This window comes from Streptomyces sp. NPDC057280 (genome assembly GCF_042668605.1).
GTDB lineage: Bacteria > Actinomycetota > Actinomycetes > Streptomycetales > Streptomycetaceae > Streptomyces.
The window spans coordinates 1369535-1386128 of record NZ_JBHUYR010000002.1 but is presented as its reverse complement, the minus strand read 5'-3'; the positions used below and the strand labels follow the sequence as shown (position 1 = coordinate 1386128).

Sequence of the window (16594 nt, the reverse complement as noted above, 5' to 3'; positions counted from 1 at the left end):
GGCTAAGCCAACGGGGCGAGCAACCTCGTGCCCGCGAACAAGCCCTCAGGGACGCGTGGTTCGTCCTCCCGCCGGAATGATCCCCTGCGCCCGCGCGGCCACCAGCCACTTCGGGAACTCGCCGACCAGCTGGTCGTACAGCTCGGCGTCGGACACCTTCCGCGGCTCCGAACCGGCATGGAAGAAACCGGCGTTGTCGACCACCCGCTTGTCCGGGACGGACAGCTCGTCGAGCTTGCGGAGATAGTCGAACTGCTTGCTCTTGGCGTCCCCGAACCCGATGAACTGCCAGAACAGCGGCAGCCTGGCGGCCTTGCACAAGTACCGTTCCGCGGCGAGCTTGTTGATCGGGCCGCCGTCGGTCTGGAAGACGACGAGGGCCGGTTCCCTGGAACCGCTGTCGAGGTAGTGGTCGATGACCGCGTCCATCGCCAGGTGGTAGCTGGTCTTGCCCATGTGCCCGAGCCCGGCCACGATCCGGTCGATGCGCCCCTCGTGGTCGGCGAGGGCGATCTCGGTCTCGGCGTCGACGTCCGTCGAGAAGAAGACGACCGGGACACTGCCGTCGTCGTCGAGGTGCGCGGACAGGCCCAGCACCCGGTCGGCGAGCGCCTGGACGCTGCCGTCCTGGTAGTACGGCTTCATCGAGCCGGAGTAGTCGACGACGAGGTAGACGGCGGCCCGCAGGCCGTCCAGCCCGTGCTTCGTCAGCGAGACCCCGGCGCTCTTGTACAGGCTCACCAGCGCGGGTGCCTTCTCCTCGACCTTGCTGAGGCTGATCGCCGCCATTCGTTCCCCCACCGTCTCTCTCTTCACGGGCATTGGCTATTTTTGTTCGCCGCCGACCCCACCGGCTCACAGATCGTCCCATCTCCCGAGGAGCCGGCCGTGGAACCCGAGGCCACCGAGTCCGCCGTCACCACCTGCTTCCGCCACCCCAAGGTGGAGTCCCATGTCCGCTGCACCCGCTGTGACCGGTACATATGCCCGGACTGCATGCGCGAGGCCGCGGTCGGTCACCACTGCGTGGAGTGCGTGAAGGAGGGCGCCAAGTCGGTCCGGCAGGCCCGCACGGTCGTCGGCGGGCGGGTGTCGGCGGTGCCGCTGGTGACGTACGTACTGATCGGCCTGAACGTGCTCGCGTACGTCGGCGAGGTGGTCCGCCCGGCGATCGTCGACCGTTTCGTGATGCTCACCGCGGGCCTCGACGGCTCGGACGGCGGCCACTACGTCTACCAGTCCTCCTACCCGTCCGACTTCCACGCCGTGGGCCTGGTCGCCGGGCAGTGGGAGCGCCTGGTGACCAGCGGCTTCCTGCACGCACAGCCGACCGATCTGCCCTTCGGGCTGCTGCACATCGTGATGAACATGCTCTCGCTGTGGACGCTGGGCCGGGTGGTGGAGCCGGTGCTGGGACGGGTCCGGTATCTCGGGCTGTACCTCCTCGCGACGGTCGGCAGTTCCGTCACCGTGGCATGGCTTGCCGAACCCGGCACCGAGACGCTGGGCGCTTCGGGCGCGATCTTCGGCCTCGTGGGGGCCTACTACGTGCTGGCCCGCCGCGCGGGCTCGAACATGAGCGGCGTGAACCGCTTCATGGCGTACATGCTGGTCTGGCTGGTCGGATCGGCCTTCATCACATCCTGGCAGGGCCACCTCGGCGGACTGCTCACCGGCGCCGCGGTGACGCTCGCCTACGCGTACGCCCCCCGCGGACCGCGGCGCGCCCTGATCCAGGCGACCGCCTGCGTGGCGCTGCTGGCGCTGCTCGTGGTCCTGACGCTCGTGCGCGTCTCGGAGCTGACCCGGTGAGACGTATCGGTGTGCCGCTGCTCGCGGCCGTGCCCGTCGCCATCGCGGCGGGGATCTTCTTCCTGTCCCCCTCGGACTCGTCGGAGTCCTCGGAGGAGCCCGGCACCACCTCGCAGTCGGCCGTCGGCGAGGACGCCGAGGCGGCCAGGAGCCGCGCCGAGGAGAAACGTTCGGCCGACGACAAGGCGATCGCCGCCCTCCCGCCGGGCCTCGCCGCCCCCGCCAAGAAGGAACTGGCCCAGCAGATCGTGGCCAGCGCCGAGAACTCCACCCTCGACTGGCGCACGGCCTACGCCTACATCGAGGACATCGGCGACGGCCAGGGCTACACGGCCGGCATCATCGGCTTCTGCACCGGCACCCACGACCTGCTCACCCTGGTCGAGCGCTACACGAAGGACCACCCGGACAACGGCCTCGCCCGCTACCTCCCGGCCCTGCGCGAGGTCGACGGCACGGACTCCCACGAAGGCCTGGACCCCGGTTTCACGGAAGCCTGGAAGGCGGAGGCGAAGGTCGAGGCGTTCCGCGAGGCCCAGGACGCCGAGCGCGACCGCGTCTACTTCGACCCCGCCGTCCGCCTCGCCAAGCTCGACGGCCTGGGCGCGCTGGGCCAGTTCATCTACTACGACGCCATGGTCTTCCACGGTCCCGGCGCCAACGCCACCAGCTTCTACGGCCTGCGCGAGAACGCCATGAAGAAGGCCGACCTGCCCTCCGAGGGCGGCTCCGAGGAGGCCTACCTGGACGCCTTCCTCGACGTCCGCAAGGCCGCGATGAGGACCCGCAAGGCGGACATCGACACCACCCGCGTCGACACCGCCCAGCGCCGCTTCCTGCGCGAAGGGAAGCTGGAGCTGGAGACACCGTTGACCTGGGCGGTGTACGGGGAGACGTACAAGGTGAGCTAGCCGCCCCACTCCTCGCGCAGCACCTCCTCCGCCGGCTTCCCGTGCGGCGTGTACGCCAGCTTCGCCGGTGTCTCGCCGCTGTCCGGCCAGTCGTCCCACATCCACCAGCAGACCCCGGCCCACCAGCGGCGCGCGGTGAAGGTCTCCAGCAACGCCCGGTAGGCGGCGGCCTGTTCGGCGTCGCCGGTGCGGTCGCTGAGGTCCCAGGCGTACGGCGCGGTGGTCGCACCGCGCTGGCTGACGTACCCGGCCTCGGTGAACAGCACGCGCCGGTCGTACCGTGCGGCGAACGCGGCGAGTTCCTCGGTGATCGGCCGCCAGGCGCGGCGCAGCCGGCCGACGTCGGTGGTGGGCTTCCCCGCGAGCGGCCAGTAGGCGTCGATGCCGATGAGGTCGAGGCGCTTCCAGAAGCGGACGTTCGTGTACTCGTCGTAGTTGGCGGCGTAGGTCAGGGTGCCGTCGTAGCGGTCGCGGACCGCCGCGATGACGCGGGTCCATGCCTCGCGGTCGCCGGAGACCCCGGCGAGTTCGGTGCCGACCGCGAACTGCTCGGCGCCGGTGTCCGCCGCGAGGTCGGCGTAGTGGGTGATGAAGCGGCGGTACGAGGTGAACCAGGCGGCCCGGTCGCGGGGGCGGATCTCGGCGCGGTCGCCGTCGCCGGGCAGGTCCACGTGCGGCTTGATCATCACCTGGAGGCCGAGCCGATGGGCACGGCGCACGATCCGGCGCAGGCTCGCGTCGCTCGCGGTCTCTTCGGTGCGGTGCATCTCCGTGTCGCCGCGCAGCCGTTGGTACCAGGTGGGCGTGAAGGTGACCCAGCGGGCGCCGGTGGCCTTGATGTCCTGGAGGTAGCGGGGGGCGGCGGGGCTGTCGTAGTCGGTGCGGTACCAGGAAGGCAGGGTGATGCCGCGCTGGGGCGGCGTGGGCTTCTTGCCGTCGGAGACGCCGGGGGTGGTGCAGCCGCCGGCGGCGAGGAGGGCCGCCGCCGCTGCCGCGGTGACGACCCTCCTCCTGGCGGTGGTCCGCCTCACAGGCTCGTCGGGCTGACGAAGGTGTAGCCCAGGGCCTTGATGCCGTCGACCGTGTCCTTGAGCGGCTGGGTCGGGTAGTACGGGTGGTAGAAGAAGCTGGCGAACCCGTCCCGGACGGCCAGGTTGGCCTTGGCCGAGGCGATCAGGTCGGCCGGCAGCCTCGGCGGGTGGTTGTTGAAGGCGTCCGGTTCGTAGTTGCCGATGTTCTCGGGCAGCACCTTGGTGCCGTAGACGTCCTTGACGACGTACGGGAAGAACTGGCCGATGAACACGTTGGGTCCGGCGGAGTTGCCGCTGAGCGTTCCGGAGAAGTACAGCGAACGCTCCAGGCGGGCGGCGAAGTTGGCGCTGATGGCCTTGTAGTCGGTGGCCGAACCCGCGTAGTGCGGGGTGGTCCACAGCGTCGGCTTCGGCAGTCCGACGGCGGCGAACGCGGCCAGCGCGCTGGTCACCCTCCCCTGCGCCCAGACGGTGGAGTCCTCGGCGACGGGGCCGTCGTAGACGACGTTGTCCGAGGCGTCGACGTGCGCCCGGTAGAACTCGAAGTCGTCGCCGGTGACGCCGTCGTAGGGGTTGGCGGCGTTGCCGTACTGGTGCGTGTAGCCGTGGTCCATCAGGACCGCGCCCCTGGCCAGCATGTACTTCAGGGCGCTGACCACCTGCGGCCGCTGGGCGAGCGTGATCGTCTGCGGGACGCCGTTGTTGTAGGTGCCGTTGGGGTCCTTGTAGACCGGGATCACGTTGATGCCGTACGGGATGTTCTGCGACTTCAGGTAGTCGGCCGTCGCGCGCAGCTCGGCCGGGTCCGAGTCGGGGCTGATGTCCTCCAGGCGCAGCAGCGCGCGGTGCCGTTCGGCGGTGGCCGGGGCGAGGGCGTCGAAGAGGAGGTCCTCCAGGGCGATGATCCGGTCGCTCTCGGAGACGTACGCGAACGGGATCTCACCGATGTAGGTGAGGTTGGAGGAGCGGACCGCCCACCCGAAGGTGTGCCCGTTGGAGGTGTCGAGTCCCTCCGCGAGCCGGGTGACGGCGGGATAGCCGGGGCCGGTGAGGACGTTGGGGCGCAGCACTCCGCCGTCCTGGCCCGCCGGGATCTTCCGGGTCAGGGCCTGGTTCTTGTACGTCACCTGCGTCACGGTGCCGATCGATCCGCCGTCCTCGTAGTACGACGTCGTCGGGTCCCAGCCGTACTTCTGCGTGAACTGGGCTACGCCCACCGAGTTCGCCATGTTCCAGATGTTGGCGCCCATCCACAGCACGGGCTTGGTGGTGGTGGCGGCGTCCTGGTAGAAGGCGGCCGGGATGGCGTCGGGGACGTCGCAGCAGTAGTACGTCGAGCCGATGTAGATGACGGCCGTGTACGAGTCGGCCAGGCCGGCCGTGTACTGCTGGACCGGCTTGGCGGTCACCGTGCCGAAGTGGCCGGCGAGGTTGGCCGCGGCCATGGCGTACAGCTCGCCCAACTGCCCGTAGGGGCCTGCCGTGTCGTAGAGCACGAGGGTGCTCGGGTCGGCCGCGGCGGCGACCTCGGCGTCGGCGGCCCGGAGCAGGGCGGCCTGACGGGTCACGGTGGTGGCGGTGCGGGCCGGGAAGACCGCGGTGGTCGACAGCGTGGTCGCGGAGGTCTTCGCCCGGGCCCTGGCGCGGCGGGCGTCGTCGGCCTTGAGTTGGGCCTTCGCCCAGCCCTTGAGGTCGACGCGATTCAGTCCGGATTTCCCGCCGGTGTTTTCATGGCCATGTCCATGACCTTTTGGCGCGGCCTGCGCGCCGGCGGCCAGGAAAGTGCCGCTCAACAGGGCGGCGATCAGCAGCAGGAGCACGGAAAACTTCGAGATTCCTCGTCGCCGAGGACGGATCAACGGTCTCACGATCTTTCCCCCCACTTTGCCTTTTCTTGGCAAAGGTTTTTCCAATGGGAAGTCACTGATTCTTCGGACCGGCAGGAACGGTGTCAATGGACCGAAGGGTGAATTCCCGAGCGCCAGGAGATCCTACCGGAAGATCGGACTTGTCCTTTTTTCGAATAGTCTTCTGACCCGCCCTCGGCGTCTGCTACGTTCACCTCGGCGCGATGGGGACGCGCTGCGAAATGTGGGGGGAGAATGTACGGACGACCCGCCCTGGGGGCCCTGTTGCCCCTGGCAGGGGCGATGGCCGCGCCAGAAGCTGTACCAGGGCTACCTTTGGCCAAAGCGCTACAGGCGACGGCGGGGGCCGGATTTCTGTTCTATTGCCTGACCGCCTGCCTGATATTGCTGGCCCGGACAAGACTGCGCCGCCAGGCCCTGCGGGCGCAGGCCGGCGAAAGGACACAGGTCGGCGCCGGGAGCGGCCATGATCACTGAACTGCTCCTGTGGTCGAGCATCACTCTGATCATTATGGCCGGGTGCTACAACACGAGTCTCTTTCTGTTGTCGAGGCGCAGAATTCGCCGCTCCCGGACCGACCGGAGAGATCGGCTCTACGTATTTCTTCTCGCCTGCCTCAACGAGGAGAAAGTGCTTTCTGAAAGCTTGGCGCGGATCACTTCGCTGCCCGCCCGGAATTTCATGGCGCTGGTCATCGACGACGGCTCCGACGACCGCACCTTCCAGATCGCCCGGGCCGCCGATCCGAGCCTGGTCCGCGTGCACCGGCGTACCCCGCCCAACTGCCGCAAGGGCAAGGGGGCCGCCCTCAACGACGGGGTCCGCCATCTGCGCGCGTCCGGCCTGCTCGCCGGCCACGACCCGGCGGACGTGGTCCTGTGCGTGGTCGACGCCGACGGACGGCTCGATCCGCATGTCGTGCAGTCGGTCGACCCGTACTTCGACGACCCGCGCACCGGCGCGGTCCAGGTCTGCGTCCGGATGTACAACCGGCACCTCGGGCTGCTCGCCCGCATGCAGGACATGGAGTTCGTCGTCTACGGCGACGTCTTCCAGAGCGCCCGCCGCTACATCGGCAGCGTCGGCATGGGCGGCAACGGGCAGTTCATGCGGCTGTCGGCGCTCGACACCCTGGACGGCGACGGCCCGTGGAGCGACAGCCTCACCGAGGACCTCGACCTCGGCGTACGGCTGATCGCCAAGGGCTGGACCAACCAGCACTGCACCACCGCCGCGGTCTCCCAGCAGGCCGTGCTCAGCCTGCGGCGCCTGATCCGCCAGCGATCCCGCTGGTTCCAGGGCCATCTGCAGTCCGCCGGACTCGTCCCGCTCATCCTCAGGGACGTCCCCACGAAAGCCGCGGTCGACCTGCTCTACCACCTCTCCAGCCCGGTGCTGATCCTGCTCACCTCGCTGCTGCCGCTGTCCTTCCTCGTCGCCGTCGGCGCCACCACCGTGGCCTCCCTGCAGGTCGGACACCCGCTGGTCTCGCCCATGTGGCTGTTCGGCCCGTATCTGCTGTCGTTCACGGCCGCCTACGCGTACGGCTACGTGTACGCCAAGCGGGAGCGCGAGCTGGGCCTGGTGCGGTCGGTCCTGCTCGCCCATGTCTTCGTCTTCTACGGCTACATCTGGTTCGCGGCCGGCTGGTGGGGCTTCTGGCGGATGCTCACCGGCCAGCGGGGCTGGCTGAAGACGGCACGCACCTGACGACTTCCGTACCGCTCGACCGAGGACATTCAGGCCGCGCCGGGTCCCGGCGCGGGTCCTCGCCTCACCGCTCATCACCCTCACGTGATCGCTGCGCCGATCACGCATGCCCAAGGGGGGCACCACCCATGTCCACACCTGCGACAACCCTGCCCGTGCACGCCATGCTGGTGCTCGGCACCCGGCCGGAAGCGATCAAACTGGCGCCCGTGGCACGCGCGATGGCCGCCGGCCCGCAGTTCGAGCCGGTCGTCGTCACCACCGGCCAGCACCGCGAGATGCTCCACCAGATGCTCGGCATGCTGGGCGTCGACGTCCGTATCGCCCTCGACGTGATGCGCACCCGGCAGCAGCTCTCCGACCTGACCGCCCGGCTGGTCCGGGAGCTCGGCACGGTGCTGCGGGAGCAGCGGCCGGACCTGGTGGTGGTGCAGGGGGACACCACCACCGCGCTGGCGGGTGCGCTGGCCGCCTTCTACGAGAAGATCCCGGTCGCCCATGTCGAGGCGGGCCTGCGCACCGGCGTCATCGACAACCCGTTCCCGGAGGAGCTCAACCGCAGCCTCATCGGCCGGATCGCCCGCTGGCACTTCGCCCCGACCCCGGCCGCCGCCCGGCACCTCACCGACGAGGGCGTCCCGGACGAGCAGGTGTTCACCACCGGCAACACCGTCATCGACAACCTGCTGTGGGTACTGGCCGAGGGCAACGGCACCTCAGCGTTCCGCACCGACGCCAAGCGCATCCTGGTCACCCTGCACCGCCGGGAGAACCAGGGCGAGCGGATGCGGGGCATGGGGCGGGCGCTGACCCGGCTCGCGCGGCGCGGGGACGTGGAGATCGTGCTGCCGCTGCACAAGAGTCCGGCCGTACGGGAGGCGCTGCTGCCCGAACTCGAAGGCCAGCAGGGCGTCGAACTCGTCGAGCCGCTCGGCTACCTGGACTTCGCGGCGACGCTGGCCGAGTGCGACCTCGTGCTCACCGACTCCGGCGGCATCCAGGAGGAGGCCCCGAGCCTCGCCAAGCCCTCGCTGGTGCTGCGGACGACGACCGAGCGGCCCGAGGCGGTGGAGGCCGGCGCGGCCCGGCTCGTCGGCACCGACCCGGACGCCATCGTGACCTGGGCGGAACGACTCCTGGACGACCCCGCGGAGTACCGGCGGATGGCGACGGCCGGCAATCCCTTCGGCGACGGCGAGGCCGCGCGCCGCATCCTGGGTCAGCTGGCCGAGGACTTCGCCGCCGATGTCCCGGTCGGGCTGACGGCGTCCGGGCCATACTCGACGGCATGACACGCAGGGGCCGCCGCGTCACCGGACTGGCACTGGCTCTCACCCTCGCCGCGCTCGTCGCGATCACCGTGAGCCAGTGCCAGAGCGACGACGCCCCGCCCCCCAAGCCCTGGATCGACGGCACCACCCACGGCCGCTGGCTGTCGGTGTTCAACGGCATGGGCGCCAACCACGGCGACGACTCCTCGCTCACCCTCTCCCCCATGGCCGCCGAGGACCCGGGCACCACCCACGCCGGTCTGGTGGTGAGCACGGGCGTCTACACGGACGTGCGCTACGAGGCCCGGATGCGGACGCTGAAGCAGCTGCGCTCACCGAAGCCGAACCCGTGGGAAGTGCCGTGGCTGGTCTGGGCGTACACCGACCCGGAGCACTTCTACTACATCACCCTCAAGCCGAACGGCTGGGAGCTCGGCAAGCGCGACCCCGCCTACCCGGGCGGTCAGCGCTTCCTGGCGACGGGACGGACGAGGTACCCGGTGGGTCCTTGGTACGACGTGCGGGTCGAGCAGCGCGGGGCGGCGCTGTCGGTGGCGGTCGACGGCACTCCGGTGGTGACGTTCACGGACGCCGAACGCCCGTACGACCAGGGCCGGGTGGGCGCCTACTCGGAGGACGCGACGGTGGAGTTCGAGGGCCTGGAGGCGTCGTCCGGCTGAAAGACCCGCGGGCGTCCTCCCGTTGGAAGGCCGGAAGGCGTCCTCCGGCTGAAAAGGCGACGGCGCCTGCCCATCGTCCGGTCGGGGACGAGATGGGCAGGCGCCGTCAGCGTTCCGTACGCCGTTGTACGGGACGTCTTGTGATGGACCGTCAGACCATCAGGGCGCGGTCCGTCGGGCGGATCGGCGCCGGCAGCTCGCTGCTGCCGGTCAGGAACCGGTCGGTGCCGCGGGCGGCCGAGCGGCCCTCCGCGATCGCCCACACGATGAGCGACTGGCCGCGGCCCGCGTCACCGGCGACGAACACACCGGGGACGTTGGTCTGGAAGTCGGCGTCGCGGGCGATGTTGCCGCGCTCGTCGAGCTCGAGACCGAACTGGTCGACCAGGCCGTTCTCCCGGTCGGTGCCGGTGAAGCCCATGGCGAGGGTGACCAGCTGGGCCGGGATCTTGCGCTCCGTGCCCGGCTTCGGGGTCAGCTTGCCGTCGATGAACTCCACCTCGGTGAGGTGCAGCCACTGGACGTTGCCGTCCTCGTCGCCCTCGAAGTGGGTGGTGGAGACGGAGTAGACCCGCTCGCCGCCCTCCTCGTGCGCGCTGGTGACCTTGTAGAGCATCGGGAAGGTCGGCCAGGGCTGGTTGGCGTTCCGCTCGTCGCCCGGGCGGGGCATGATCTCCAGCTGCGTGACCGAGGCCGCGCCCTGGCGGTGGGCGGTGCCCACGCAGTCGGCGCCGGTGTCGCCGCCGCCGATGACGACGACGTGCTTGCCCTCGGCGGAGATCGGGGCGGTGACGTAGTCGCCCTCCTGCACCTTGTTGGCCAGGGGCAGGTACTCCATGGCCTGGTAGATGCCCTTGAGCTCGCGGCCCGGGACCGGCAGGTCACGCGCGGTGGTCGCACCGGCGGCGATGACGACGGCGTCGTACCGCTTCTTCAGGTCGGTCGCCTTGAGGTCACGGCCGATCTCGATGCCGGTGCGGAAGCGGGTGCCCTCCGCGCGCATCTGCTCGATGCGGCGGTTGATGTGCCGCTTCTCCATCTTGAACTCGGGGATGCCGTACCGGAGAAGACCACCGATGCGGTCCGCGCGCTCGTACACCGCGACCGTGTGACCGGCCCGGGTGAGCTGCTGCGCGGCGGCGAGGCCGGCCGGTCCTGAGCCGATGACGGCGACGGTCTTGCCGGACAGGCGCTCGGGGATCTGCGGCGCGACGTCACCGGTGTCCCACGCCTTGTCGATGATCGAGACCTCGACGTTCTTGATGGTGACCGGCGGCTGGTTGATGCCGAGCACGCACGCCGACTCGCAGGGCGCGGGGCAGAGGCGACCGGTGAACTCCGGGAAGTTGTTGGTCGCGTGCAGCCGCTCGCTGGCGGCGGCCCAGTCCTCGCGGTAGGCGTAGTCGTTCCACTCGGGGATGAGGTTCCCCAGCGGACAGCCGTTGTGGCAGAACGGGATGCCGCAGTCCATGCAGCGGCTGGCCTGCTTGCTGATGATCGGCAGCAGGGAGCCGGGGACGTAGACCTCGTTCCAGTCCTTCAGCCGGACGTCGACGGGGCGGGACTTGGCGACCTCACGGCCGTGGTTCAGGAAGCCCTTCGGGTCAGCCATTGATCGCCGCCTCCATCATCTTCTCGGTGATCTCGGTCTCGGAGAGACCGGCCTGCTCGGCGGCGACCTTGGCGGCGAGCACTGCCTTGTACGTGCTGGGGATGATCTTGCTGAAGCGCTCCACGGACGCGTCCCAGTCGGCGAGCAGCTTCTCGGCGACCGTCGAGCCGGTCTCCTCGGCGTGGCGGCGCACCACGTCGTGCAGCCACTGCTTGTCGGTGTCGTCCAGCGCCTCCACGGCGTCCACGTTGCCCACGTTGACGTTGTCCCGGTCGAGGTCGATGACGTACGCGATGCCACCGGACATGCCGGCCGCGAAGTTGCGGCCCGTCGGGCCGAGCACCACCGCGTGACCGCCGGTCATGTACTCGCAGCCGTGGTCGCCCACGCCCTCCGAGACCACCAGGGCACCGGAGTTGCGGACGCAGAACCGCTCGCCGGTACGGCCGCGCAGGAAGAGCTCGCCGCCGGTCGCGCCGTACGCGATCGTGTTGCCCGCGATCGTCGAGTACTCGGCGAGGTGGTCGGCGCCCCGGTCGGGACGGACGATCACCCGGCCGCCGGAGAGGCCCTTGCCGACGTAGTCGTTGGCGTCGCCCTCCAGGCGCAGCGTGATGCCGCGCGGGAGGAAGGCGCCGAAGGACTGGCCGGCGGAACCGGTGAAGGTGATGTCGATGGTGTCGTCGGGCAGGCCCGCGCCACCGAACTTCTTCGTCACCTCGTGGCCGAGCATGGTGCCGACCGTGCGGTTGATGTTGCGGATGGCGACCTGGGCGCGCACCGGCTGGGCGTCGGTCGCCGAGTCGGCGGCCAGGGCGTCGGCGGCGAGCTTGATGAGCTCGTTGTCGAGCGCCTTCTCCAGGCCGTGGTCCTGCTCGATGACCTGGTGCAGCGTGGCGCCCTCGGGCAGTTCCGGCACGTGGAAGAGCGGGGCCAGGTCCAGGCCCTGCGCCTTCCAGTGGTCGACCGCGCGGGTCACGTCGAGGGTCTCGGCGTGGCCGACGGCCTCCTCGATGGAGCGGAAGCCCAGCTCGGCGAGGATCTCGCGGACCTCCTGCGCGATGAACTGGAAGAAGTTCACCACGTACTCGGCCTTGCCGGTGAACCGGTCGCGCAGCACCGGGTTCTGGGTGGCGATGCCGACCGGGCAGGTGTCCAGGTGGCAGACGCGCATCATGACGCAGCCGGAGACGACGAGCGGCGCGGTCGCGAAACCGAACTCCTCGGCGCCGAGCAGCGCGGCGATGACGACGTCACGGCCGGTCTTGAGCTGGCCGTCGGTCTGCACGACGATGCGGTCGCGCAGGCCGTTGAGCAGCAGGGTCTGCTGGGTCTCGGCGAGACCGAGCTCCCAGGGACCGCCCGCGTGCTTCAGCGAGGTGAGCGGGGAGGCGCCCGTACCGCCGTCGTGGCCGGAGATGAGCACGACGTCCGCGTGGGCCTTGGAGACACCCGCGGCGACCGTGCCGACGCCGACCTCCGAGACCAGCTTCACGTGGATCCGCGCCTGCGGGTTCGCGTTCTTCAGGTCGTGGATCAGCTGGGCCAGGTCCTCGATGGAGTAGATGTCGTGGTGCGGCGGCGGGGAGATGAGGCCCACGCCCGGCGTCGAGTGACGCGTCTTCGCGACCCACGGGTAGACCTTGTGGCCGGGCAGCTGACCGCCCTCACCGGGCTTGGCGCCCTGGGCCATCTTGATCTGGATGTCGTCCGCGTTGACCAGGTACTCGGAGGTCACACCGAAGCGGCCGGAGGCGACCTGCTTGATGGCCGAGCGGCGCGCCGGGTCGTACAGGCGGTCCGGGTCCTCGCCGCCCTCACCGGTGTTGGACTTGCCGCCCAGCTGGTTCATGGCGATGGCGAGGGTCTCGTGGGCCTCGCGCGAGATGGAGCCGTAGGACATGGCGCCGGTCGAGAACCGCTTGACGATCTCGCTCACCGGCTCGACCTCGTCGATGGAGATCGACGGACGGTCCGACTTGAAGCCGAACAGCCCGCGGAGCGTCATCAGCCGCTCGGACTGCTCGTTCACGCGGTCCGTGTACTTCTTGAAGATGTCGTAGCGGCCGCTGCGCGTCGAGTGCTGAAGGCGGAAGACCGTCTCCGGGTCGAACAGGTGCGGCTCGCCCTCACGGCGCCACTGGTACTCGCCGCCTATCTCCAGCGCGCGGTGCGCGGGAGCGATGCCGGAGGCGGGGTACGCCTTGGCGTGCCGGGCGGCGACCTCCTTGGCGATGACGTCGATGCCGACGCCGCCGATCTTGGAGGCGGTGCCGTTGAAGTACTTCTCGACGAAGGTCTCCTCCAGGCCGACGGCCTCGAAGACCTGGGCGCCGCGGTAGGAGGCGACGGTCGAGATGCCCATCTTCGACATGACCTTCAGAACGCCCTTGCCCAGGGCGTAGATCAGGTTGCGGATGGCCTGCTCGGGCTCGATGTCCGAGAGGAAGGTGCCCGCGCGGACGAGGTCCTCGACGGACTCCATCGCCAGGTACGGGTTGACGGCCGCGGCGCCGAAGCCGATCAGCAGGGCGACGTGGTGGACCTCGCGGACGTCACCGGCCTCGACCAGCAGGCCCACGTGGGTGCGCTGCTTGGTGCGGATGAGGTGGTGGTGGACGGCGGCGGTGAGCAGCAGCGACGGGATCGGCGCGTGCTCGGCGTCGGAGTGCCGGTCCGACAGGACGATCAGCCGGGCGCCGTTCTCGATGGCCGCGTCGGCCTCGGCGCAGATCTCGTCGATGCGCGCGGCGAGGGCGTCGCCGCCGCCGGAGACCCGGTACAGGCCGGACAGGGTCGCGGCCTTGAAGCCGGGCATGTCGCCGTCGGCGTTGATGTGGATGAGCTTGGCCAGCTCGTCGTTGTCGATCACCGGGAAGGGCAGGGTGACACTGCGGCAGGAAGCGGCCGTCGGCTCCAGCAGGTTGCTCCCGGGGCCGAGCGACGAGCGCAGGCTGGTGACCAGCTCTTCCCGGATCGCGTCCAGCGGCGGGTTGGTGACCTGCGCGAACAGCTGGGTGAAGTAGTCGAAGAGCAGCCGCGGGCGGCTGGAGAGCGCGGCGATCGGCGAGTCGGTGCCCATCGAGCCGATCGGCTCGGCACCGGCCTTGGCCATCGGCGCGAGGATGACGCGCAGCTCCTCCTCGGTGTACCCGAAGGTCTGCTGGCGGCGGGTGACCGAGGCGTGCGTGTGCACGATGTGCTCGCGCTCGGGCAGGTCGGACAGCTCGATCTCGCCGGCCTCCAGCCACTCCGCGTACGGCTGCTCGGCGGCGAGGCCGGCCTTGATCTCGTCGTCCTCGATGATGCGGTGCTCGGCGGTGTCGACGAGGAACATCTTGCCGGGCTGGAGGCGGCCCTTGCGGACGACCTTGGCGGGGTCGATGTCGAGGACGCCGACCTCGGAGCCGAGGACGACGAGACCCTCGTCGGTGACCCAGTAGCGGCCGGGACGCAGACCGTTGCGGTCGAGGACCGCGCCGACCTGGGTGCCGTCGGTGAAGGTGACGCAGGCCGGGCCGTCCCAGGGCTCCATCATCGTGGAGTGGAACTGGTAGAAGGCGCGCCGGGCCGGGTCCATGGAGTCGTGGTTCTCCCACGCCTCCGGGATCATCATCAGCACGGAGTGCGGCAGCGAACGCCCGCCCAGGTGCAGGAGTTCGAGCACCTCGTCGAAGGACGCCGAGTCGGAGGCGTCCGGCGTACAGATCGGGAAGACCCGCTCCAGACCCTTGTCCCCGAAGAGGTCGGAGACCAGCTGCGACTCACGCGCGGCCATCCAGTTGCGGTTGCCCTTGACGGTGTTGATCTCACCGTTGTGCGCGACGAAGCGGTACGGGTGCGCGAGCGGCCACGACGGGAAGGTGTTCGTGGAGAAGCGCGAGTGGACGAGCGCGATGGCCGAGGCGAAGCGGCGGTCGGACAGGTCCGGGAAGAAGGGCTCCAGCTGGCCGGTGGTCAGCATGCCCTTGTAGACGATGGTCCGCGCGGACAGCGACGGGAAGTAGACGTCGACCTCGCGCTCGGCGCGCTTGCGCAGCACGAAGGCCTTGCGGTCGAGCTCGATGCCGGAGCCGGCACCGTCGGCGACGAAGATCTCGCGGAAGGCGGGCATGGTCGACCGGGCGGTGGCGCCGAGGAGTTCGGGCGCGACCGGGACCTCGCGCCAGCCGAGGACGGTGAGGCCCTCTTCGGCGGCGATCGTCTCGATCCGCGAGACGGCGTCGTCGGTGCCGTCCTCCGGGAGGAAGGCGATGCCGACGGCGTAGGCGCCGGCCTCGGGCAGCTCGAAGCCGGCCACCTCACGGAAGAAGGCGTCCGGAACCTGGGTCAGGATGCCCGCGCCGTCACCCGAGTCGGGCTCGGAGCCGGTGGCACCTCGGTGCTCCAGGTTGCGCAGAACGGTGAGCGCCTGCTCGACCAGCGCATGGCTCGCCTCGCCGGTGAGGGTGGCCACGAAACCGACGCCACAGGCGTCCTTTTCGTTGCGGGGGTCGTACATACCCTGCGCAGCAGGGCGAGCATCCATGAAGGACCACTTCTGGCCATTCGCGGAATGCTGGGACGGCTGGCGCGGCGTACGCATCGGCTCTCCCGTCGTCGTCTCAAGTGGCATATCTGCGTGCCGAGGGACGACGTTGGCCCTCTGCGTGTGCGCAAAATTTCGTGCAGGTTACATGATGGAGCGGTTCTCGGGAACCGGATACTGCGTTCCAACATGCGGACGCCACGTGGTGGCGACGGGGGTATCGCGCACGTGGCCTGAAGTGTGTGGGGACCGAACGGGACAGATCGATGTCCGTCGCTCCAGGGGCGAGGCGAGCGGCGTCGCTCACCTCGCGGGTGCGCGGCAGGCGTCCTTGCCCACAGCGCTTACGGCTCATGCCCAGTGGTTAAGCATTCGAAACCAGTGAGTAACGGCTACTTATGCGGCCCAACGCATAAGTAGCGGTCGACCTATCCTACGGCCGTTCCGAAGAAGCTGCCCAGGGCGTACGTCACACCGGCCGCCGCACCACCGAGAGCGAGCTGCCGCAGACCGCTGAACCACCAGGTCCGCGCCGTCACCTTGGCCACGACGGCACCGCACCCGAACAGGCCGACGAGAGCGACGAGAACCGCAGGCCACAGGGCGCTGGCCCCCAGCAGATAAGGCAGTACGGGAAGCAGCGCGCCCAGCGCGAAGGCCCCGAAGGAGGAGACGGCGGCGACGAGCGGCGAGGGCAGATCCCCGGGATCGATCCCGAGCTCCTCCCGGGCATGAATCTCCAACGCCTGCTCAGGGTCACGGGACAACTGCTTGGCGACCTCACGCGCGAGCGCCGGCTCCACCCCCCGAGCCTCGTACAGGGCGGCGAGCTCGGCCTCCTCGTCCTGCGGGTGCTTGCGCAGCTCCCGCCGCTCGACGTCCAGCTCGGCCTCGACCAGCTCGCGCTGGGAGGCGACGGAGGTGTACTCGCCGGCGGCCATGGAGAAGGCGCCGGCGGCAAGGCCCGCGAGCCCGGTGAGCACGATGGCCTGCTGCCCCACGGCGCCACCGGCGACGCCGGTCATGAGCGCGAGGTTGGAGACCAGCCCGTCCATGGCCCCGAAGACGGCGGGCCGCAGCCACCCCCCGTTCACATCGCGGTGGGTGTGGTTGTCACGGTGCGCCTCGTGCAGCGGCGCCTCGGTCTCGATGATGGCCATCAGGGGTCCC

Annotated in this window: 11 protein-coding genes; 5 read left to right on the top strand and 6 right to left on the bottom strand. The window is 69.8% G+C overall.

The genetic code is table 11. The features are described from left to right. Positions 1 to 45: 45 nt before the first annotated feature. Positions 46 to 789: a vWA domain-containing protein gene (locus ACFUO4_RS16800; RefSeq protein WP_383485745.1), complete on the bottom strand. Its 744-nt coding sequence runs from the start codon at positions 787 to 789 to the stop codon at positions 46 to 48. A gap of 99 nt (positions 790 to 888) precedes the next feature. Here ACFUO4_RS16800 and ACFUO4_RS16795 point away from each other — a divergent pair, with 99 nt between their 5' ends. Beyond that, a complete protein-coding gene (locus ACFUO4_RS16795) occupies positions 889 to 1812 on the top strand; it encodes a rhomboid family intramembrane serine protease (RefSeq protein WP_383484983.1) in 924 nt (307 codons plus the stop codon). Next, a complete protein-coding gene (locus ACFUO4_RS16790; RefSeq protein WP_383484980.1) occupies positions 1809 to 2723 on the top strand; it encodes a chitosanase in 915 nt (304 codons plus the stop codon). Before ACFUO4_RS16795 ends, ACFUO4_RS16790 begins: the two co-directional genes overlap by 4 nt. Here the strand turns inward: ACFUO4_RS16790 and ACFUO4_RS16785 are convergent. Next, a complete protein-coding gene (locus ACFUO4_RS16785; protein ID WP_383484977.1) occupies positions 2720 to 3754 on the bottom strand; it encodes a glycoside hydrolase family 113 in 1035 nt (344 codons plus the stop codon). The genes ACFUO4_RS16790 and ACFUO4_RS16785 overlap by 4 nt on opposite strands. Then, positions 3751 to 5574, bottom strand: a complete 1824-nt coding sequence (locus ACFUO4_RS16780) for a DUF2334 domain-containing protein (protein WP_383484974.1) — start codon at positions 5572 to 5574, stop codon at positions 3751 to 3753. The genes ACFUO4_RS16785 and ACFUO4_RS16780 overlap by 4 nt, the downstream gene beginning before the upstream one ends. Positions 5575 to 6088: 514 nt before the next feature. On the opposite strand from ACFUO4_RS16780, the gene ACFUO4_RS16775 reads away from it, so the two are divergent. From ACFUO4_RS16775 to ACFUO4_RS16765, 3 genes are all read left to right on the top strand, one after another. Continuing rightward, positions 6089 to 7333: a glycosyltransferase family 2 protein gene (locus ACFUO4_RS16775; protein ID WP_079309646.1), complete on the top strand. Its 1245-nt coding sequence runs from the start codon at positions 6089 to 6091 to the stop codon at positions 7331 to 7333. Positions 7334 to 7461: 128 nt separating this feature from the next. Further along, a complete protein-coding gene (wecB, locus tag ACFUO4_RS16770) occupies positions 7462 to 8625 on the top strand; it encodes a non-hydrolyzing UDP-N-acetylglucosamine 2-epimerase (RefSeq protein WP_079309645.1) in 1164 nt (387 codons plus the stop codon). Next, positions 8622 to 9284 (top strand): family 16 glycoside hydrolase, encoded by a 663-nt coding sequence (locus tag ACFUO4_RS16765; RefSeq protein WP_383484970.1) that lies wholly within the window; start codon positions 8622 to 8624, stop codon positions 9282 to 9284. The genes wecB and ACFUO4_RS16765 overlap by 4 nt, the downstream gene beginning before the upstream one ends. 151 nt (positions 9285 to 9435) lie before the next feature. Here ACFUO4_RS16765 and ACFUO4_RS16760 read toward each other — a convergent pair whose 3' ends face one another. The 3 genes from ACFUO4_RS16760 to ACFUO4_RS16750 form a co-directional block, all read right to left on the bottom strand. Continuing rightward, positions 9436 to 10896: a glutamate synthase subunit beta gene (locus ACFUO4_RS16760; RefSeq protein WP_383484967.1), complete on the bottom strand. Its 1461-nt coding sequence runs from the start codon at positions 10894 to 10896 to the stop codon at positions 9436 to 9438. Further along, entirely contained in the window at positions 10889 to 15481 is a 4593-nt protein-coding gene (gltB, locus tag ACFUO4_RS16755) for a glutamate synthase large subunit (protein WP_383484964.1), read from the bottom strand. Before gltB ends, ACFUO4_RS16760 begins: the two co-directional genes overlap by 8 nt. 371 nt (positions 15482 to 15852) lie before the next feature. Continuing rightward, on the bottom strand, positions 15853 to 16584 hold the full coding sequence (locus tag ACFUO4_RS16750) for a VIT1/CCC1 transporter family protein (protein WP_079309644.1): 732 nt from the start codon (positions 16582 to 16584) through the stop codon (positions 15853 to 15855). Between the last annotated feature and the right edge of the window lie 10 nt (positions 16585 to 16594).